The 20465-nt window shown below is 58.7% G+C and carries 20 protein-coding genes and 2 tRNA genes; 15 read left to right on the top strand and 7 right to left on the bottom strand.

Annotation, left to right across the window (positions count from 1 at the left end; translation table 11 throughout):
• The first annotated feature begins 4 nt into the window (after window positions 1–4).
• Window positions 5–442, top strand: coding sequence for a VOC family protein (locus PMI03_RS23490; RefSeq protein WP_007699169.1), 438 nt, complete (start codon window positions 5–7; stop codon window positions 440–442).
• A gap of 26 nt (window positions 443–468) precedes the next feature.
• Here PMI03_RS23490 and PMI03_RS23485 read toward each other — a convergent pair whose 3' ends face one another.
• The gene (locus PMI03_RS23485) at window positions 469–942 is read right to left on the bottom strand and encodes a VOC family protein (RefSeq protein WP_007699165.1); all 474 of its coding nucleotides are present in this window, start codon (window positions 940–942) and stop codon (window positions 469–471) included.
• Between the two features lie 270 nt (window positions 943–1212).
• On the opposite strand from PMI03_RS23485, the gene PMI03_RS23480 reads away from it, so the two are divergent.
• Window positions 1213–1560, top strand: a complete 348-nt coding sequence (locus PMI03_RS23480) for a hypothetical protein (protein ID WP_007699162.1) — start codon at window positions 1213–1215, stop codon at window positions 1558–1560.
• A gap of 215 nt (window positions 1561–1775) precedes the next feature.
• Here the strand turns inward: PMI03_RS23480 and PMI03_RS23475 are convergent, their stop codons facing one another.
• The 4 genes from PMI03_RS23475 to PMI03_RS23460 all read right to left on the bottom strand — a co-directional run bounded on the left by PMI03_RS23475 (window position 1776) and on the right by PMI03_RS23460 (window position 5874).
• On the bottom strand, window positions 1776–2477 hold the full coding sequence (locus tag PMI03_RS23475; protein WP_007699160.1) for a hypothetical protein: 702 nt from the start codon (window positions 2475–2477) through the stop codon (window positions 1776–1778).
• A gap of 439 nt (window positions 2478–2916) precedes the next feature.
• Window positions 2917–3810, bottom strand: a complete 894-nt coding sequence (locus PMI03_RS23470; RefSeq protein ID WP_007699157.1) for a ParA family protein — start codon at window positions 3808–3810, stop codon at window positions 2917–2919.
• Between the two features lie 354 nt (window positions 3811–4164).
• Window positions 4165–5721, bottom strand: coding sequence for a DUF6538 domain-containing protein (locus PMI03_RS23465; protein ID WP_007699154.1), 1557 nt, complete (start codon window positions 5719–5721; stop codon window positions 4165–4167).
• A 78-nt stretch (window positions 5722–5799) separates the two neighbouring features.
• Window positions 5800–5874 (bottom strand) — tRNA-Thr (locus PMI03_RS23460).
• A gap of 155 nt (window positions 5875–6029) precedes the next feature.
• Between PMI03_RS23460 and PMI03_RS23455 the strand changes: the two genes are divergently transcribed.
• From PMI03_RS23455 to PMI03_RS23395, 13 genes are all read left to right on the top strand, one after another.
• Window positions 6030–6299 (top strand): hypothetical protein, encoded by a 270-nt coding sequence (locus tag PMI03_RS23455; RefSeq protein ID WP_007699151.1) that lies wholly within the window; start codon window positions 6030–6032, stop codon window positions 6297–6299.
• Window positions 6300–6426: 127 nt separating this feature from the next.
• Window positions 6427–7719 carry a UDP-N-acetylglucosamine 1-carboxyvinyltransferase gene (gene murA, locus PMI03_RS23450; protein WP_007699148.1) on the top strand — a complete coding sequence of 431 codons (1293 nt, stop codon included), beginning with the start codon at window positions 6427–6429 and terminating at the stop codon, window positions 7717–7719.
• Between the two features lie 132 nt (window positions 7720–7851).
• Window positions 7852–8295, top strand: a complete 444-nt coding sequence (locus PMI03_RS23445) for a DUF2948 family protein (protein WP_007699146.1) — start codon at window positions 7852–7854, stop codon at window positions 8293–8295.
• Between the two features lie 162 nt (window positions 8296–8457).
• Complete coding sequence (hisD, locus tag PMI03_RS23440) at window positions 8458–9756, top strand: histidinol dehydrogenase (RefSeq protein WP_007699144.1); 1299 nt, start codon at window positions 8458–8460, stop codon at window positions 9754–9756.
• A gap of 3 nt (window positions 9757–9759) precedes the next feature.
• Window positions 9760–10233 carry a UPF0262 family protein gene (locus PMI03_RS23435; RefSeq protein ID WP_007699142.1) on the top strand — a complete coding sequence of 158 codons (474 nt, stop codon included), beginning with the start codon at window positions 9760–9762 and terminating at the stop codon, window positions 10231–10233.
• A 5-nt stretch (window positions 10234–10238) separates the two neighbouring features.
• Entirely contained in the window at window positions 10239–10706 is a 468-nt protein-coding gene (locus PMI03_RS23430; protein WP_007699140.1) for a low molecular weight phosphatase family protein, read from the top strand.
• 142 nt (window positions 10707–10848) lie between these two features.
• Window positions 10849–11067: a translation initiation factor IF-1 gene (infA, locus tag PMI03_RS23425; protein WP_004117876.1), complete on the top strand. Its 219-nt coding sequence runs from the start codon at window positions 10849–10851 to the stop codon at window positions 11065–11067.
• A 55-nt stretch (window positions 11068–11122) separates the two neighbouring features.
• Window positions 11123–11743, top strand: coding sequence for a Maf-like protein (locus PMI03_RS23420; RefSeq protein ID WP_007699134.1), 621 nt, complete (start codon window positions 11123–11125; stop codon window positions 11741–11743).
• Between the two features lie 5 nt (window positions 11744–11748).
• Window positions 11749–11964 carry a DNA gyrase inhibitor YacG gene (yacG, locus tag PMI03_RS23415; protein ID WP_007699131.1) on the top strand — a complete coding sequence of 72 codons (216 nt, stop codon included), beginning with the start codon at window positions 11749–11751 and terminating at the stop codon, window positions 11962–11964.
• 196 nt (window positions 11965–12160) lie between these two features.
• Window positions 12161–12236 (top strand) — tRNA-Phe (locus PMI03_RS23410).
• Window positions 12237–13089: 853 nt separating this feature from the next.
• Window positions 13090–15036 carry a PrkA family serine protein kinase gene (locus PMI03_RS23405; protein ID WP_007699128.1) on the top strand — a complete coding sequence of 649 codons (1947 nt, stop codon included), beginning with the start codon at window positions 13090–13092 and terminating at the stop codon, window positions 15034–15036.
• A gap of 18 nt (window positions 15037–15054) precedes the next feature.
• Window positions 15055–16323 (top strand): YeaH/YhbH family protein, encoded by a 1269-nt coding sequence (locus PMI03_RS23400; protein ID WP_007699125.1) that lies wholly within the window; start codon window positions 15055–15057, stop codon window positions 16321–16323.
• A gap of 2 nt (window positions 16324–16325) precedes the next feature.
• Window positions 16326–17873 carry a SpoVR family protein gene (locus PMI03_RS23395; RefSeq protein ID WP_007699121.1) on the top strand — a complete coding sequence of 516 codons (1548 nt, stop codon included), beginning with the start codon at window positions 16326–16328 and terminating at the stop codon, window positions 17871–17873.
• A gap of 12 nt (window positions 17874–17885) precedes the next feature.
• Here the strand turns inward: PMI03_RS23395 and PMI03_RS23390 are convergent, their stop codons facing one another.
• Window positions 17886–19337: a DHA2 family efflux MFS transporter permease subunit gene (locus PMI03_RS23390; RefSeq protein ID WP_007699118.1), complete on the bottom strand. Its 1452-nt coding sequence runs from the start codon at window positions 19335–19337 to the stop codon at window positions 17886–17888.
• Between the two features lie 235 nt (window positions 19338–19572).
• Entirely contained in the window at window positions 19573–20460 is an 888-nt protein-coding gene (locus tag PMI03_RS23385) for a DUF6030 family protein (RefSeq protein WP_007699115.1), read from the bottom strand.
• Between the last annotated feature and the right edge of the window lie 5 nt (window positions 20461–20465).

Genomic DNA, 20465 nt, shown 5'->3' with positions numbered 1-20465 from the left:
GCGCGTGAAGCATGTGAAATCGATCGGCCACGTCGCCGTCAGCGTCAGGGATATCGAGCGGTCGCTCGATTTCTACGTCAACAAGCTCGGCTTCGAGGAGATGTTCCGGCTGGAGCAGGACGGCCGCCTCTGGATCGTCTATCTGCGCATCACCGATACGCAATATCTCGAGCTGTTTCCCGATGCCGTCGGCGACAGCACGCCGCCCTTCGCCAATGTCGGCTTCAATCATCTCTGCCTTGAAGTCGACGATATCGACGGCGCGATTGCGGAGCTGATGGCCAAGGGCGTCGCGCTCACCTCCGAAAAGCAGCTCGGCGTCGATCACAACTACCAGGCCTGGATCGCCGATCCCGAAGGTAACCGCATCGAGCTGATGCAGCTCGGCGAAAAGGCCCTGCAGCTCGAGGCGATCGCGCGGCTGCGCAGAGAGCGGGTCTGAGACGGATAGGTCCTGATCGTTGCGAACTATCCGTGATAGGCCGCCTGCAGGCCGGCAATATCGAGCTTGATCATCTCCATGACCGCCTGCAGCACGCGGGCGGCCTTGGCTGGGTCGGGGTCGGCCAGCATCTGCGCCACCACTTTCGGGACGATCTGCCAGGAGACGCCGTAGCGGTCCTTCAGCCAGCCGCATTGCTCGATGGCGCCGCCGGCGGAAAGCCCGTCCCAGAGCCGGTCCACCTCGGCCTGGTCGTCGCAATCCACCTCCAGCGAGATCGCATGGGTATAGTCGAAGCGCCTGCCGCCATTCAGCGCCATGAAGCGCTGGCCGGCGAGCGTGAAGCTGACGACCAGCACGCTGCCTTCCGGGCCGCCGGGTGTTTCGACGACATTCTTCTGCACATGGTCGATGCGCGAGCCCGGAAACAGCGACACATAGAAATTGGCCGCTTCCTCGGCCTCGTTTGCGAACCACAGGCATGGGGCGATTTTGGACATGGGGTGCTCCTTTCGCAGATTGGAATGCTCCAAGGACGGATGGCGAGAGGCAAAGCCGACAGGGGAGTGGAAATTTTTTGAGACTGCCCAGCCGTCAACTCAATGCCGCCAACGTCATGCCGTCAAACCCGGCTGTCGCGCGCGATCTCTCCCGGCATGATCATAAATCGACCGCCATCATGCGCTTTGCATTTACGAGCCGGTGCATATGCGAATATGCTTGGCGCCAGACGACAGGCGATGCAGGAGCGTCGCTTCAAGGAGATGAGAGTGAGCTACGATTTCCATGTGGGCCAGAAGGTCGTCTGTATCGATGACAAGTTCAAGCATGTCAGCATCGACCAGCTGATCCGCAAGGGGACGATCTACACGATCCGCTGGGTCGGCGAATACTCGCACTATGTCGACGGCAACTTCATCGGCGTGAAGCTCGAAGAGATCCACCGCGGCAACGACGACGGCCCCGAAGGCTACGGCGCCGCCGACATGCCCTACCGCGCTACCCGCTTCCGACCGCTGGTCAAGGACAAGATCGCGACCCTGCGCAAACTGCTGGCCCCGACGCCGGATGCGCCTGTGGAGCCGAAGGTGAAGGTTAAGAAGACGGAGAAGGTTTGATTGGGGGGTGGGTGGAAAAAAGGGTTGTGCTATATAGTCCAACGAGGATCTGCCAGTTATACGCTTGTTCTTTGCGAAATCCGGCGAGCTTCTGGAAAGCTGCTGCTGGAATGGCGTCGAATGGACCAACCAGCACCGCATAGTCGAATGGCTGCAGAGAATTGAATCCCCGAACAGTACCGAGAACGCAACAAGGACAAGCAATTTTTACAAACTCACTTAAAATCTAGGCCAAGAAGGCTACGCTTGTCACCCGCCAAGCCCTTTAGAATTTGTTTTTTAGCGTCCGGTGCAAAACTCGACCACAAACGTTGGCCGGTTGTGCATAAAAGTAACTCATGAACTAATCGCTCAGCGGTTGTAATGGTCTCGACCGCGAGGGCGTGGGTAGTACTATCATACGAGATTTGATCCAAAGCTGCATGGTTGTTCCACGCTCCAGGAATTTGACCGTGAACCACGGCAGATACTCTCGAATACCACTGTTCTAAGTTGCCTATCAATCCGAAAGCTTCCTGATATGAAACAAAGCTCTCAGTATGAATTTTGTGATAATCTAATATTTCAGACTTCGATGTATAGTACTTCTCAACGCGAACTAAGGTTGATAGTTCTTCCAGGTGAGTGCGAAAGAAAGTATAATATAGGCAGGTTTCAACGATCGTCCGTGCAGCTGCTGCTGCGGATTTATACAGGCACAGCCCAATAAGTGCCGCCCCCTGCTGCGCGGCCACCTGCATTTCTCGCACGAAGCAAAGTGCGGGGTTGGCCTGATCGGCGATTTCCAGCTGATGCGACCAAATGGCAATTCTGTAGAGCGCGTTTTCCAACTGTTGAAGGCTTTGGGCATCTGCAAAGGCAGAGTCAATATTGGCATGCCAATCGACGGACTTTAGTATCTGGGGAAGCGTCGACATCACTCGCGCGATTCCGATATGCCTTTGAGATAGGGATCAGGAGCGCTTAGGGATGACAATGTGTCCAAAAGTTTTTTTGCTTGGCTGTCTGTAGCGTTATCGAAAAATCGATCCAGGATAGTACGAACGGACGATGCACTGCTCCCCGCTGATAATGACGGATCATCGAAACTTCTAATTACGTTTAGAAGAGCCGACCTTGGAATTTTCCTGTCCTTGATCATCCGTTCAGCTTCGTGAGCGAGGTCGTCTCGGTCGTCTCGTCTATTTGCGGCCTGGAAGTGATCGCTCGCTTTATCGAGCATATATGCCAACTCATCTGGGAGACGCCCGCGTCGAAGTTCTTCCCCCAGCTGACGGAGATCGCTGGCACTTAGGTTCGACTGCAAAATAGCTGTGTAAAGGGTTCTCAGGAACGATCTATATCGCGACGACTGAATCATTTACCAACCTTCGTTCTGAATTCGCGAGCAACGGTTAAAAGGTTTTGGAATGCTGAGGTACTATATGGTTTGGTGCTGCGCCACACAAAACCATTCCCGCCTTCTGGCTCTCCGAAGGCTTTATACCATTTCAAGGTAGAAGCTAAACAAAAGGGCGCATATTTGGCATCTGCGCGTATGGACGACTCCTCCGCGGAAACCCCTGCGCGGGCGGTAGAGTTAAATAGAATGAGTGGCTCTGGACTCTTGGAGCCCGCCTTTTTGGCCTTTATGAATTCCATCATGAGGCCAATGCCTCGGACCGCGTATTTTTGCGGCACGACTGGTATTAAAACAAAGTCTGAATTTAGCAGTGAGGTTTTGGTGAATAGTGAACCGGCTGGATGGCAGTCTATAAGTATTAAATCATAAATTGTTCGACATTCATCTATAAATTTCTCAAATCTTTCTTCTATTGGTTTCGTGTTTGTTGTAGCTTGACCGAGTGCAACATACATAAGGTCAAGGGTAGACGGAATCAGGTCAAGGCAGCTGGTTTGGAATTTAAATATACTTGTGGCAAGGCTCTTCACACTAGGCGGGCTGTGGTTCCCAGGAACCTGCAACTGATATGGATTAAGTGCAACACCACTGTCCATTAAAATAGCTAAGGTTGTCTTTCGCGCCGCTTCGGCCGCAAAATACTCCTTTGCCGGGAGATATGCTTGTGAAAGGTTGAACTGAGGGTCGTAGTCGATTGCCAATACCTTGAGGGCTGGTTTTCCGAATATGTTAAACGATGAGAGAACGCCGGCCAGATTGACTGTCGTAGTCGTCTTTCCGACCCCTCCCTTCATGTTCATGATTGTTACAACGACTGACAACCCTTTTCCCCCTAGCTTCGTTTTCATGCACTTGTAGCGATCATGGCAGTATCAATTGCCGGATTTTACAACTTATTGTGCAAATAAAATATAAACAAATTCAACTAAGAGATTTTGTCGGGAGGCGATGCTAACGGTTTTCGGGTCAGGACAAGGCATTCTGTCCATGTAAGGAATGCCAAGATCAGAACGGTGCAAAAGGCCAAAAAGCTAAAAAATGAGTGTTTTCCGGGGGGTGGAGCTGGTGCTGCTAGAGAGATTTGAACTCGATGGATTGGCGCTAAAAATACCGCATTTCTGGGCTTTTTCGCGAGTCTCGTCAAGCGCCTGTGTACCACCTATGTGGCCTATGGTGCCTAGTGATGACCATCGGTGGTGATGCTAACGATACTCGCTGACCGTCGTGCAACTCAGGAGGCCATCGATAATAGCTTTGGCCTTCTCCTGTTCGGCAGCTAGGCGGTCCATCCTGCGCTTCATCACTTCTATGGCCTTGAAGATAACCTCGTCCTCAGAAGTCTCCCCAGAGACAACATGCCCCGCACCCACGGTCGGTAGGTCGTCCCGTCGGATTGCGGGCAGCACAACTCGGGCGACCCAGTTCCATAGATGCTTGGCCTCGGGTCTGTCGGAGTGCATGGCAATCTTGTAGAGGCTTTCCCTAGAGATAATCGTAGCCGACTGGGCCTTCGTGCCTGAGAGTAGCTCAGGATAGAAGAGAGGACCGTGCGGTCTGCTCGCCACCCATTCAAGGAGCCCAAGTTCAACTAGGTGAGGATGGATAGGCACCATCCGGTATTCGCCCGTCTTCACACTTCCGGCCTCAGGCGTGACCATGAGGAACGGATGGCCATATTGTTGCGACACATCTTGACGGCGGAGCTGCGTAATCTCACCCGCCCGTGCGCCTGTATACGCGCATATCCAAGGCACCCACCGGCAGGCCAGCTTATTCAGTTCGGTCATTCTGCCAAGCCTCTCTGGATCGCTTAGAGCGCACGTGAGAATAGCCACTGCTTCTTCGTCGGTGAAGCCCTTGGAACGCTCCTTGACAGGCTTCGGTACCGAAACCTTGATGTTGGCGGTAGGATCAGACGTCAACAAGGACTTGGCTAAGCCGACTCGATAGATGACACGGATCGCGGTAAGGTACTTGGTGCTGACCGTCTTTGCGGCAATACGCCGTTCATGCCGAAGAAACTCGCAGTAATCGGCAACATTCAAGCCGGTCACTCGGGTCGCGTCATCGTGCTTTAGATAGGCCTTGAAGTCTTCAATCTTCTGGAGGAAATCTGCGGGCGTCTTAGGTGCCCCGCCATTTGCGAGGTGATCGCGCTCCCAGCGTTCGAACAGTTTCGTCAAAGTGATCTTACCGACCTTCGATTCCTTATCCGCAATCGGTGGAAAACGAACAACGTTTGGATCGGGGCTATAGTCACCCTCAGCTTTCTTAAGTTGCTGATCAGCGGCGAGAAGGAGTGTTTGATGAACCTGCTGGATAAGACGATCCCGGCTCGGCCCATCGGTGGCGATGCCCTCGCTTATAAGGAGTTCATCAATCGACTGACCATACCACTGTTCCCACAGGCCCTTGGCTGCGACACGCTCAGCCAGCTCACGGATGCCTTTCCAGACCTCTGCTGGACCGGGCTCGTCATGAAACCCTTCAACGATCTTTCGATAGACCTTACCGCTGAGCGCAACGATCTGCTTCTGGGTGAGAGGCTCCGGCTGGGCACGCATCATCTTCCAACGCGCAGTAATTTTCTGCTCTTGCGAAGAGAATAGCTCCTTCGCGAGGACAGGGTCCTTTGTCTGAAGGGAAATCTTGACCTCGGTCTTACCGACAGTGCTGACCAAATCTGCCGGCACACGCGCTCGATAGTAGTAGACGCCAGTCTTAGGATGCTTGAAGGGACGGGGCATTTGCAGGACCATGTGGCCACCTCTGTGTACCACCGAGGCGCTTTCAAAGCTCTGATAACAGCCAACTATTTGAAAATCAAACAGGAAAACTGGTGCTGCTAGAGAGATTTGAACTCTCGGCCTCTCCCTTACCAAGGGAGTGCTCTACCCCTGAGCTATAGCAGCAAACCGTGGCGCGTCGGGCGCGCCGTATTGGGCGAGGCGGCTATTGCCATAGGTCGGGGCCGAGTGCAAGCCGCAAAATTCAACTTCGATGAAAAGATCGCGGGAAAAAATGCGTCGGCCTTTTGAAGTCGGGGGATTTCGGCTATGGGAAGCGCATGGGTGTGGATAAGACGAAAAGTGGTGATGAGGCGATCTCGCAAGGCGGTTTGACGGCCGGCGAGGTGGAGGAGGGCGTGGTTGCCAAGCCCGTCACCGAAGCGGACAGGCGGCGGGAGCGGGCGGCGCAGAAGCTGCGTGAAAATCTTGGCCGCCGCAAGCAGCAGGTGAGGGCGCGGCGCGCGGGCCAGGCCGACGAGACGGATGGGCTGCCGGCCGCAAATACCGCGCCGGAGAAAGCCGCCGCCGCAAAAATGGACGAATCGTAATGATTCATGTCGCCCATCATCAAACAGCCATCAAACGAATTGAAGCTTTAATCTATTTCGTCTAAAGAGCGCCTTTTCCCAGGTGGCATGGAACTTCAGGAAAGGCGGGCTCGGCCCGTAGTCATATATGGATCGTATCAGGATTGTCGGCGGCAACGAGCTTAACGGTATCATTCCGATCTCCGGCGCCAAGAACGCGGCTCTGCCTCTGATGATCGCCTCGCTGCTGACCAGCGATACGCTGACGCTCGAAAACGTGCCGCATCTGGCCGATGTCGAGCTGCTGCAGCGCATTCTCGGCAATCACGGCGTCGATGTCGCCGTCAACGGCCGGCGCGAGCGCCAGGAAGATGCCTATTCCCGCACCATCCATTTCACCTGCCGCACCATCGTCGACACCACCGCGCCTTACGAGCTGGTTGCCAAGATGCGCGCCAGCTTCTGGGTCATCGGGCCGCTGCTTGCCCGCGAAGGCCAGGCGCGCGTGTCGCTGCCCGGCGGCTGCGCCATCGGTACGCGTCCGGTCGATCTGTTCATCGAAGGCCTGACGGCGCTCGGCGCCAACATGGAAATCGACGGCGGCTATATCAATGCCACCGCGCCCAAGGGCGGCCTGATCGGCGCGCGCTATGACTTCCCGAAGGTTTCGGTCGGCGCGACGCATGTGATGATGATGGCGGCGACCCTTGCCCGCGGCACGACGGTCATCGGCAATGCGGCGCGCGAGCCTGAGGTCGTCGATCTCGCCAACTGCCTGATCGCCATGGGCGCCAAGATCACCGGCGCCGGCACCAGCACGATCACCATCGAGGGCGTCACCTCGCTCTCCGGCGCGCGTCACCGCGTCCTGCCGGACCGCATCGAGACCGGTACCTATGCCATGGCCGTTGCCATGGCCGGCGGCGACGTCACCCTAGAAAATACCGACATGGCGCTGCTCGACACGGCACTGGACAGCCTGCGCCGGGCCGGTGCCGATATCTCGGCGACCAATAACGGCATCCGCGTCAAGCGCAATGGCGGCGGCATCCAGCCGGTCGATGTCGTCACCGATCCCTTCCCGGGCTTCCCGACCGACCTGCAGGCGCAGTTCATGGCGCTGATGACGCGCTCGACCGGCACCTCGCATATTACCGAGACCATCTTCGAAAACCGCTTCATGCATGTGCAGGAGCTTGCCCGTCTCGGCGCCAAGATCTCGCTCTCCGGCCAGACAGCCAAGATCGAAGGTGTCGAGCGGCTGAAGGGCGCCCCGGTCATGGCGACGGACCTTCGCGCCTCGGTATCGCTGGTCATCGCCGGCCTTGCCGCCGAGGGCGAAACGCTGGTGTCGCGCATCTATCATCTCGATCGCGGCTTCGAGCGGCTGGAAGACAAGCTGACGCGTTGCGGCGCGATCGTCGAGCGCATCAGCGACTAATTCCCGCTATTGCCGTGAACAGACCGGAGAAGCCCGTTTTCTCCGGTTGCGTCTTTGCCGCCCGCATCCTATTTCCATCACGAGGACATGCCGCTATCGGCATGTCCGTGGGCGATCAGGGATATCAGGCGAATGACCAATCTCAAGCTACTGGCACTCGACACCGAGGACTTAAGCGTTATTTCCGCGCAGATGCAGGATAGCGTCTTCAAGGTCGGCGACATGTCCTATGCGCCGAAGCTTAAGCAATTTTCGTTTGCCGCCAACCGTTTCGTCTGGGAAGTGTCGGATCCGAAGAGCAAGACGTTCGAGCGGCATCGGGCAGTGCTGGTGTTCAAGCGGGTGCTGGCGGTGCGCTCCAGCGGCATCGACCGGCGCCGGCGCGACGAGGTGCTGTCGCTGCTCGCCATCCGCTTCGACCAGAAGGGCGACGGGCCTGACGGCACCATCGAGCTGACGCTTGCCGGCAATGCGACCATCGCGCTCGATGTCGAATGTATCGAAGTTCAGCTTGCGGATATTGGCGGCGCGTGGGAAACGGCTAATAAGCCCAGTCATCCGGACGAAGCCGGCTAGAGCAGTTCCAGGAAAAGTGCGTAGCGGTTTTCCGTCCGGAATTGCGTAGAAACAATAAGCTGGAGCGCTTCAGTGATTCCGTGAAGCACTGAAGCGCTCCAGGCCGGACGGAAAACGAGTTTCGGTCGCCGGCGGCGGCCTCGATGTAAAAGGATTATCAGCGTGGCTATCTGGCTGGATCAGGCGTCGGAAGGGTTCGAGGAGCAGTTCGCCGCTTTTCTCACGACCAAGCGGGAAGTGTCCGAGGACGTGAATGCCGTCGTGCGCGCCATCATCGACGATGTCAGGGCGCGGGGCGACGCGGCTCTGGCCGATTACTCCAAGAAATTCGAGGGTATCGATTTCGCCACGACGCCGATGCGCGTCACGGAAGCGGAGATCGACGCGGCGGTTGCCGCCGTTCCCGCCGAAGTGCTGGGCGCGCTCGAGGTCGCGGCCACCCGCATCGAATCGCACCATCGCCGGCAATTGCCGAAGGACGATATCTACGAGGACGATCTCGGCGTCGGTCTCGGCTCGCGCTGGACGGCGATCGAGGCCGTCGGTCTCTACGTGCCGGGCGGCACGGCAAGCTATCCAAGCTCGGTGCTGATGAATGCGGTGCCGGCCAAGGTCGCCGGTGTCGAGCGTGTCGTCATCACGGTGCCGACCATGGGCGGCTCGATCAATCCGGCGGTGCTGGCCGCTGCCCGAATGGCCGGCGTCGAGGAGATCTACCGCATTGGCGGCGCGCAGGCGATTGCAGCGCTGGCCTATGGCACGGAGACGATCGCCCCGGTCTACAAGATCACCGGCCCCGGCAATGCCTATGTCGCCGCCGCCAAGCGCCATGTCTTCGGCACTGTCGGTATCGACATGATCGCCGGCCCGTCCGAAGTGCTTGTTATCGCCGACAAGCACAATGATCCGGACTGGCTGGCCGCCGATTTGCTGGCGCAGGCCGAGCATGACGAAGGCGCGCAGTCGATCCTGATCACCGATGACGCAGAGTTCGGCAAGGCTGTCGACGGCGCCGTCGAACGGCAGCTGAAGCGGCTCAGCCGGTCGAAGACGGCGGCGGCGAGCTGGCGGGATTTCGGCGCCATCATCCTGGTATCCGACCTGAAGCAGGCCGTTCCGCTTGCCAACCGCATCGCCGCCGAGCATGTCGAGCTTGCGGTCGACCATCCCGATGCGCTGCTTGCAGGCATCCGCAATGCCGGCGCCATCTTCGTCGGCCGTCATACGCCGGAAGTGATCGGCGATTATGTTGGCGGTTCCAATCATGTGCTGCCGACGGCCCGCTCCGCCCGTTTTTCGTCCGGCCTGTCGGTGCTTGATTTCGTCAAGCGCACCTCGATCCTGCGGCTCGGTCCGGAGCAGCTGCGCGCACTTGGCCCGGCGGCGATCGCGCTTGCCGAAGCGGAAGGGCTCGACGCCCATGCGCGATCGGTTGCAATCCGTCTCAATCTCGAGAGGTAAGGCATGGCAGAAGGCGTCTTCCGGCTGAGCGATGTGGTCCTGGACGACACGATCGGCCGTTCGACGCCCGACGTCGAGCATGAGCGCGCCGTCGCCATCTTCGACCTGATCGAGGAAAACAGCTTCCAGCCTATCGGCCATGCGGGCGGGCCTTATCTCCTGAACCTGTCGCTGGTCGACCAGAAGCTGGTTTTCGACATCCGGACGGAGGAGGGGACGGTCGTTGCCGCCCATATCCTGTCTCTGACGCCGTTTCGCCGGATCGTGAAGGATTACTTCATGATCTGCGAGAGCTATTACGAGGCGATCCGCTCGGCCACCCCCAGCCGCATCGAGGCGATCGACATGGGTCGCCGCGGCATCCACAATGAGGGATCGCGGACGCTGATGGAGCGGCTGCAGGGCAAGATCACCGTGGATTTCGACACGGCGCGGCGGCTCTTTACCCTCGTCTGCGTGCTCTATTGGCGTGGGTGACGGCGATGGAGCAACCGAAGGCCATCGACCATAGCGTAAAGGCGCCGGGCGCCATCCTCTTCATGTGTGGGCTGAATGCCATCCGTTCGCCGATGGCGGAAGTGATTGCGCGCGGGATGCTGCCGCAGGGCACCTATATCGCTTCAGCGGGCGTGCGGGCCGGCGAACGCAATCCTTTCGTCGATGTCGTTCTCGACGAGATCGGCCTCTCGCTCGGACGCCGGCAGCCGCAGACGCTGGAGGAACTGGAGGATGATTTCTTCGATCTCATCATCACGCTCTCTCCCGAGGCGCATCATGCGGCGCTGGAGCTGACGCGGGCCAATGCCATCGAGGTCATCTATTGGCCGACCATGGATCCCTCGGCGATCGGCGACACGCGCGAGCAGATACTCGATGCCTACCGCGATGTGCGGGATTATCTTCAGGGCCTGATCGAGAGCAGGCTGGTGGAACGTCGCGGCTCCCTTTAAGGTGCCGCGTGAAACAAATGCAGAAAGCCTTATCAACGTGGTTCACAAAACCGCGTCGATTGTGTAGTTTCCGCGCAAATTTCCGGCGACCCCGCATTTTGCCACGGGCGCCGGCCACAACCCTACAGGAAAAGAAGCTTTAATGCCGAAAGAAGAAGTCCTAGAATTTCCGGGTGTCGTCACCGAATTGCTGCCGAACGCGACCTTCCGCGTGAAGTTGGAAAACGAGCACGAGATCATCGCCCACACCGCCGGCCGCATGCGTAAGAACCGCATCCGCGTTCTCGCCGGCGACAAGGTGCTGGTGGAAATGACCCCTTACGACCTGACTAAGGGCCGCATCACCTACCGTTTCAAGTAGTCGCTGCTCGTTTTCGAGCCGGCTGTCCGTCTCCCGCCTGATAGGTCGAGGTTTTATGGCGCTGAAACACAAGCTGATACTGGCCTCCGGATCGCCGCGCCGCGTCGACCTCCTGCATCAGGCAGGGATCGAAGCGGCGCGCCTGATGCCCATGGATATCGATGAGGCTCCGAAGAAGTCGGAGCATCCGCGATCGCTGGCGCGCAGGCTTTCGGCGGAAAAGGGCGAGGCGGCCTTTGCCGCGGTGAAGGGCGATGTCGCCTGGCAGGGAAGCTATATCCTTGCCGCCGACACCGTCGTTGCCGTCGGCCGACGGATTCTCCCGAAGGCGGAGTTCGTCGACGAGGCGTCTTCGGCGCTGCACCTGCTCTCCGGCCGCAGCCATGTGGTCTATACCGGCGTCTGCCTGATCACGCCCGACCGCAAGCTGCGCCAGAAGGTCGTCGAGACCAAGGTTCGCTTCAAGCGGCTGTCGGCCAGGGACATAGACACGTACCTCGCCTCCGGCCAATGGCGTGGCAAGGCGGGTGCCTATGGCATCCAGGGGCTCGCGGGCTCCTTCGTGCAGAAGCTGATCGGCTCCTACACCAATGTCGTCGGATTGCCACTTTATGAAACCATGCTGCTTCTGGCGGGAGAGGGTTTCGACGTTCATGCCACCTGGCAGGAAGGGTGATTGTCATGGCGGATGACGACAAGATCAAGGTTGGCGCAAAGATCGAGCCGCTGCGCAAGACACGGCCTTGCGTGGAATGCGGCCGGCCTTCGATGCGCGAGCATTACCCTTTCTGCTCGGATCGCTGCCGCTCGGCCGATCTGTCCCGTTGGCTCAACGGCTCCTATGCCATTCCCGTTGCCGAGGATCAGACCAAGGCGGACTATCCCGAAGAGGAATAGTCCCGTCGCCATTTCGATGCTCGGTCCGGCGAAGCCATTCATTTTGTTCGTAAATTGCCAAAAATCCATTTCCTGTCAAAAAAGAGTCATTTGCGGCTGGACATGGACGAACAAGATGCTATAACCCCGCTCGCTTCCGGGGTGAACCAAGCACCCAGGGCCTTCCAAGGCCTTCTGATTTGCGCGAGGCACGGATGCCCAGATAGCTCAGTTGGTAGAGCAGCGGATTGAAAATCCGCGTGTCGCTGGTTCGATTCCGGCTCTGGGCACCACTTAAATCCACAGGAAAATCAGCGTTTTATCCAGTTCGTATCTTTCGCGCCGCGTTGTGTTGCAATTCATTCCTCCGTATTTCCAATGCTTTTGTATCTATTCGATTTTTGCGCGATTCCGGATGGTGTATTAGCAAATGATCGTTGCACTGCTCGTTCTGGTTCTTCTCGCGATACTCTTCCGGGGTCTCTTACGAACCCTTTTCTTAGCCATCGCATTGATCGTGCTATTTATCATCCTCCTGGTTTCAGTGTGAGACACGAGATCGAAAGCTAAGTAACCTTCAATCTCCTCGCCTTTCGCCAGATTTGCTCTCTTCTCTTTGAGGGGGCTCCCATGAACCGAAACGGGGGTTAGCTCACAAAGCCTTCGCTGTGGTTTTCCCACCTGTTCGGCCTGGATTATTTGAGCATCAGCGACGCACTACATCTTGTTTGACGGCTGCGGCGGCCATGGAGTGCCGGGCAGGATCGCAATAGGTGTGCATGACGGTCGAGTATGGAAGCGGAGATTTCGGTGCCAGCTGGTATTGCTCGTCCCGAATTTCTCATTGTTTCGATCGGGATGCCGCGACCCGGATCGGGCCGGATGGACGAATCCGGATTCGCGTTTTTCGCGATCTGCTGACTGCCCTTTTTGGTGGAATTTATAAAATTCATTCAACTTTGGGTGAAATTAAAATTAATTCCGGTGAAAGAACCTTTCAAGATATTGATGACGTTTAGAATCAAGCGTACGAATTATTGAAGGGTCACCTATTGATTCGAAGCGACTATTACCGCACCTTAGATACTAGCGGGAAAGTGTCTCGCTAAGTCCACGTTTATTGCAATAGCAAGTTAACGAGGCGCCATGTCAAACAACGATGTCCTATTCAACACGTTCGCCCGTTCTTTCGAAGCACGGCGCGAAGTCGAGATGTCATTCTCTGAATACCTGGAAGCGTGCCGGGACGATCCGCTCATGTACGCGAATGCGTCGGAGCGCCTGCTGGCCGCGATGGGAGAACCGTTGCTGATCGATACGGCCAAGGATACTCGCCTTGGGCGTATCTTCATGAACCGGACGATCCGGACCTATCCCGCCTTTGCCGGCTTCTTCGGTATGGAGGAGACGATCGAACGTATCGTCGCCTTCTTCCGCCATGCGGCGCAGGGGCTGGAAGAGCGCAAGCAGATCATCTATCTGCTCGGCCCCGTCGGCGGAGGTAAGTCCTCGCTTGCCGAGCGGCTGAAGTCATTGATGGAGGTTCATCCCATCTATGTGCTGAAGGCCGGCAATGAGCTCAGTCCGGTGTTCGAAAGCCCGCTCAGCCTTTTCGATCCCGTCACCATGGGGCCGATGATCGAGGAGCGCTACGGCATTCCACGCCGGCGCCTCACCGGGCTGATGAGCCCATGGTGCCTGAAGCGGCTCGAAGAGTTCGAGGGGGATATTTCCCGCTTCCGTGTCGTCCGCATTCAGCCGTCCAGGTTGCGGCAGATTGCCATTGCCAAGACCGAGCCGGGCGACGAGAACAATCAGGACATCTCCTCGCTGGTCGGCAAGGTGGATATCCGCAAGCTCGAAAGCCTGGCGCAGAACGATCCCGACGCCTACAGCTACTCTGGCGCTCTGAACCGCGCCAACCAGGGCATTCTCGAATTCGTCGAGATGTTCAAGGCGCCGATCAAGATGCTGCATCCGCTGCTGACGGCGACGCAGGAGAGCAATTATATCGGCACCGAGAATATCGGCGCCATTCCCTTCTCCGGCATCATTCTGGCGCATTCGAACGAGTCGGAATGGCAGACGTTCAAGGCCAACAAGAACAATGAGGCCTTCATCGACCGTATCTGCGTCGTCAAGGTCCCTTACTGCCTGCGGGTGACCGAAGAGCAGAAGATCTACGAGAAGCTGATCGAGGAATCCGAGCTTAGCGATGCGCCCTGCGCACCGTCGACGCTAGAAACGCTCGCCCGCTTCACGGTGCTGACGAGGCTTGCCAAGCACGAGAACTCGACGGCCTTCTCCAAGCTTCGGGTCTATGACGGCGAAAGCCTGAAGGAGACCGATCCGAGGGCGCGCAGTGTGCAGGAGTATCGCGATTCGGCCGGTGTGGATGAAGGCATGGACGGGGCGTCTACCCGTTTCGCCTTCAAGGTGCTGGCGGCGACCTTCAACTACGATACGACGGAGATCGGCGCCGATCCGGTACATCTGATGTATATGCTGGAGCAGTCGATCCGTCGCGAACAACTGCCACTTGAAACCGAGAAGCTCTATATCGAGTTCATCAAGAGCGAGCTCGGGCCGCGTTATGCGGAATTCATCGGACATGAGATCCAGAAGGCTTATCTGGAATCCTATGCAGACTACGGCCAGAATCTCTTTGACCGTTATGTCGACTACGCCGACGCCTGGATCGAGGATGTCGATTTCAAGGATCCCGACACCGGCCAGCTTCTGGACCGAGAGCTTCTCAACCAGGAACTGACCAAGATCGAGAAGCCGGCGGGCATCGCCAATCCGAAGGATTTCCGCAACGAGATCGTCAAGTTCTGCTTGCGGGCGCGGGCGAGCCATGGCGGCAAGAATCCGTCCTGGACGAGTTATGAGAAAATCCGCGAAGTCATCGAAAAGCGGATGTTCTCCCAGGTCGAGGATCTCCTGCCAGTCATCTCGTTCGGGTCCAAAAAGGACGGCGACTCGGAAAAGAAACATGGCGAATTCGTCGAACGCATGATGGCGCGCGGCTATACCGAGCGTCAGGTTCGACGGCTTGTGGAATGGTACATGCGTGTGAAACAGGCGGGATGAGCCACCAAGGAAGAAGGAATGCACATTGTTGACCGACGCCTGAACCCAGGCGGAAAAAGTCTAGAAAATCGTCAACGATTTTTGCGAAGAGCAAAAGCGCTGGTGCAGAGAGCGGTCTATGAATCCTCTCAAAATCGCGACATCCAGGACATCCTGAAGGGTGGCGAGATCAGCATCCCCCTAGATGGAACCGAGGAGCCTCGGTTCCATCGCGGCCCGGAGGGGCTGCGGGAGCATATTTTCCCCGGCAACAAGGAATTCCTGGAGGGCGACATCCTTCCACGGCCGGAGAGCGGCGGCGGCAAGCCGAAGGCCGGCGGCGAGGGCAGCGGCGAAGACGCTTTCCGCTTCATCTTGACCCGCGATGAATTCCTCGATCTTTTCCTCGACGATCTCGAACTTCCCGATCTCGCCAAGAAACGGCTGGTGTCGGCCGATCAGATCAATCCGGTGCGGTCGGGCTATTCGGTGACGGGATCACCTGCCAATCTCGCCATCAACCGCACCATGCGGCTGGCAATGATGCGGCGCGTGGCGCTGCATCGTCCGAAGCCGGAGACGGTCGCCAAGCTCGCCGCGGAAGCGGCCGAGTGCAAGGACGACGAGCGGCGCGCGGCACTCGAGGCCGAGATCAAGGTGCTGGAATCGAAAGTCCGGCGCATCCCCTATATCGACCCGATCGATATTCGCTATCGTCGTTTCGAGAACGAGCCGAAGCCGGTGGCGCAGGCGGTGATGTTCTGCCTGATGGACGTTTCCGGTTCGATGTCGGAACACATGAAGGATCTCGCCAAGCGCTTCTACATGCTGCTCTACATCTTCCTGACCCGGCAGTACCGCCGCGTCGAGATCGTCTTCATCCGCCATACGGATGTGGCCGAGGAGGTGGACGAGGAGACGTTCTTCCGCAGCCCGGCGACCGGCGGCACACAGGTGTCGAGCGCGCTCGAGGCGATGCGGCGGATCGTCCAGGATCGCTTCCCGCCGTCGGACTGGAACATCTACGCCGCGCAGGCGTCGGACGGTGACAATGCCTATTCCGACAATGCGACGGCGGCGGCGCTGCTCACCGACGCCATCCTGCCGGTCAGCCAGTATTTCGCCTATCTGGAAGTGGGTGAGGCGCGGAGCGTTGCGATCTCCTCCGGCTCGGCGCTCTGGTCGCTTTACGAGCGCATCCAGGCGGGCTGGCCGGTGCTGTCGATGCGGCGCGTCAGCGATCGCAGCCAGATCTACCCGGTCTTCCATGATCTCTTTCAGCGGCGGGCGGCGGAAACAAGGGGCTGATAATGGCGAAAGCATCGATGGAACGGCTTTTCGACGGTGCGGACTGGGATTTTTCCACCATCCAGAGGATCCACGATGCCTGCGAGCGGATCGCCATCGACGAGCTCGGCCTCGATGTCTATCCCAACCAGATCGAGATCATTACCGCCGAGCAGATGCTCGACGTCTATTCCTCGATCGGCATGCCACTGTTCTACAAGCACTGGTCCTTCGGCAAGCACTTTGCCCACCACGAGGCTTTCTACCGCAAGGGCCTGCGCGGGCTCGCCTATGAGATCGTCATCAACAGCTCGCCCTGCATCTCCTATCTGATGGAGGAGAATACGGCGACGATGCAGGCGCTGGTGATCGCACACGCCGCCTTCGGTCATAATCACTTCTTCAAGAACAACTACCTCTTCAAGCTCTGGACGGATGCCGAGGGCATTCTCGAATATCTGAACTTCGCCAAGGGCTATATTACCCGATGCGAGGAGCGCTACGGCCATGCCGCTGTCGAGCGGACGCTGGATGCCGCGCATGCGCTGATGTCGCACGGTGTCCATCGCTATGCCGGCAGGAAAACGCCGAGTCTGCGCGAAGAGGAAACGCGCGAGCGCGAGCGCCGCGAATATGACGAGCGGATCTTCAACGATCTCTGGCGCACGGTTCCGGTTGGAAAGGGTAAGGTCATGCCCGACCTGGACTTCGAACGCCGGCGTTCGCTGGCCGGTCTGCCGCAGGAGAACGTCCTTTATTTCCTCGAAAAGATGGCCCCGCGCCTGAAGCCCTGGCAGCGGGAGATCCTGCGCATCGTCCGTCATGTCGCCCAGTATTTCTATCCGCAAAGCCAGACCAAGGTGATGAACGAGGGCACGGCGACCTATGTGCATTACCGCATCATGACGCGACTGCATGAGCTCGGCGGCATTGGCGACGGCGATTTTCTCGAATTCCTGAAATCCCACACCAATGTGGTCTTCCAACCGTCCTTCAACGATCAGCGCTATTCCGGCCTCAACCCCTACGCGCTCGGCTTTGCGATGATGCAGGACATCGAGCGGATCGTGACTAAGCCGAAAGAAGAGGACCGGCTTTGGTTCCCTGATATTGCCGGCACCGGCGATGCCATGGCGGTGCTGCGCGATCTCTGGGCCAATTATCGCGACGAAAGCTTCGTGTCGCAGTTCCTCAGCCCGCACCTGATGCGCAAGATGCGTATGTTCCACCTCACCGACGATCCGGAAGAGGAGGAGGGGCTTCGGGTGGCGGCAATCCACGACGAGCGCGGTTATCGCCGCATCCGGCGAGAGCTGGCACGGCAATATGACGTCGGCTGGATCGATCCGCATATCGAGATCGTCGATGTCGATCTCGCCGGCGACCGCAGGCTATTGGTCAAGCATACCGTGCTGAACGGCGGCTTTCTGGAGGATGCTGACGCCAAGCGCGTGTTGCAACACCTTGCCGATCTCTGGAGCTACGATGTGCTGATGCAGGAAGTCGACAGCACCGGTCTGGTGTTGCGCGAGCATCTGGCCCATCCGCGCCTGTCTTCCGCCGCAGCTTGAGGGCGTGAGACCTTACGCCGCTTCCTTCGACCGGCGATAATGGCCGCTGACCTGCCGGCCGTCTTCGGGCCGCAGCTTCAGGAAACCCGGCAGGCCCAGTAGCGGGATCACCGCCATCAGCAGAAAAGCCATATGGAATTTTTCCGGCGTCAGCGCGGAGCCGTCCAGCGTGACCAGACCGAGCAGCATGGCGGCGATGGAGACGCCGAAGCTGACGCTTAACTGCTGCAGTACGCCGCCGAGGCTGGTCGCGCGGCTGAGCTGGGCGGCCGGAGTATCGGAATAGGATAGCGTGTTGGAGGTCATGAACTGCGAGGCACGCGCCAGGCCGAAGATGAAGACATAGACGATGATGACCCAGTGCGGCGTATCCGGCCCGATCAGGGCGAAGCCGGCGACGATGGCGGCGCCGAAAATGGCGCTCGCGGTCAGCACGCGATCGAAACCAAACAGCCGCAGCATTTTCGACGAGACTGGACGCACGGCAAGCGAACTCAGGGCGCTGACGAATGTCAGTGTGCCCGAGACGATCGGACTGAGGCCGAAGCCGACCTGCAGCATGAGGGGCAGCAGGAAGGGCACGCCGTTGAGACCGACGCGACAAATGCCGCCGGCAAGCGTGCCGACGCGGAACGTGCGCAGCTTGAACAGGGTCAGATCGACCGCCGGCGATTCCGCCGTCCTGGCATAGCGGACGAAGCCGACGAGAAGCAGGCCGGCGGCGGCGAGCACCGCGATGATGGCCCAGATGGGGATCGCTGGGCGGCCGATATTCTCGATGCCATACTGCAGCAGCAGGCAGCCGACGCCGACCATGATGAAGCCTGGAAAGTCGAATTTGAGCGAGGTGTCGCGGACGGTGTCCTCGATATATTTCAGCGCCATCACCATGCCGATGATGCCGAAGGGCAGGTTGACCCAGAAGATCCAGCGCCAGGAGAGGTAGGTCGTCAGAAAGCCACCCAGAAGCGGGCCGATCACCGGACCGATGATGGCCGGCAATGTCATGTAGGTCATTGCCGTGACGAGCTGGCTGCGCGGGAAGCTGCGGATGAGGATGAGGCGGCCGACGGGGGTCATCATCGCGCCGCCGAGACCCTGCAGGGCGCGGGTGGCGATCAGCATCGGCAGGCTCGTCGCCAGGCCGCAGAGGATCGAGCCGATCGTGAAGATGAAGAGCGACAGGGCGAAGATGCGCCGCGCGCCGAAACGGTCGGCGAACCAGCCGCTCACCGGGATGAACATGGCGAGCGTCAGGATATAGGTCGTGACCGCGAGGTTCATGCGGACGGGCGTGGTGCCGAGGCTTCTGGCGATGTCGGGAACGGCGGTGATGAGGATCGTCGAATCAAGCTGTTCCATCAGGAACGCGACGGCGACCACGGCGGGGATGATATAGCGCAGACGAGGGTCACGATCGATCGCGAAGGTCTGGCCTTGCGGGGCGGTATCTGGCGAGTCCATGGGAATGCTATGACTTTCCACGGCCGGATGGGAGGTCCGACGCGTCAATGCTGGTGCATGATCCGACCCAAGAACCGCTTCGCATTTCTGGGAATCATGCTGTGGTCGGCCGGCTTTGCACCGGCCATCGAATTCAAGCCCATATGATCACCATCGAAGGCGCACTGCAACAAAAAGCAGGCTCATGGAGACGCTTGGTCGCAAGTGCGGCGGGGAATTTCTGTCGCCAGTTTCGCTAATTGCCGGGCGGGACCGACCGGAGCGTCCATCGTGCCTTGTCGAAGACGATTGCCGTGCGGATCTGTTCCGGCGTCGTCCTGCGCAGCTCGAGTTGAAGGTTAAAGTTCCTGTCGTTCTGGAATTCGCGGAAGAAGCTGAGCTTGGCGCCGAAATGCTCTTGCGTCACGTCCTGCAGCTTGCCGATCGCGTCGAGTGCGGCCTGGAAATCAAGCCAGTGGGTTTCTGTCAGCAGCATGACCATGGCGTCGATGAAGGTCTCGCCGACGGCGCGGCCGTCGGCATTGTCGGGCATGATCACCTTGATGCGGATATTGTCGAGATCACCGGTTGGCGTGCCGCGGGCGATAATGAAGAATGACGCGGCGTTCGGGTTTCCGAAGTCGCCCTTCTGGATCTGGTGGCTGCATTCGAATGTGCCGACGCCCAGCACGCTCTGCTTCCATTCCCCGACCGGCAGGCCGGATTTTGTCAGGTCGGCGCAGAGCGTCTGCCCGGATATGCGCCAGCTTCGCACGAACGCGCCGCGCAGGGCGTCGACGGGCGGGTCGAGTATGTGGGACGAGGACCGGGCATGCACCGGTTTCGTTGTCTGTGCAGCCTGCACCGCTTTGACGGGCTTGGCGGGTGCGGGCGCTGATGTGGCGGCCGGGGTCGGCGCGGGATGGGTGGTGTTGGCGGCTTGCGGGGCGGCTACGGCTACCGCAGGGCCTGGCGGCGGATGCGCCGGCTGGCTGAACAGGTTCAGCTGGTAGCGGGTGTCGAGCGCCCGGAGATTGCGCATGTCATTGGCAAGCAGCGCCGTCGCCAAAATGATCGAGCCGATGACGATCGCCGCAATCCAAAAGACAGCCCTGCTTTTCTTGCGAGGTGGCGCCACCGACATGGTTT

It is taken from the genome of Rhizobium sp. AP16, assembly GCF_000281735.1.
GTDB classification, from domain to species: domain Bacteria; phylum Pseudomonadota; class Alphaproteobacteria; order Rhizobiales; family Rhizobiaceae; genus Rhizobium; species Rhizobium rhizogenes.
Note: the sequence above shows the minus strand (reverse complement) of the source record. Positions and strands in the feature narration are given on the sequence as shown.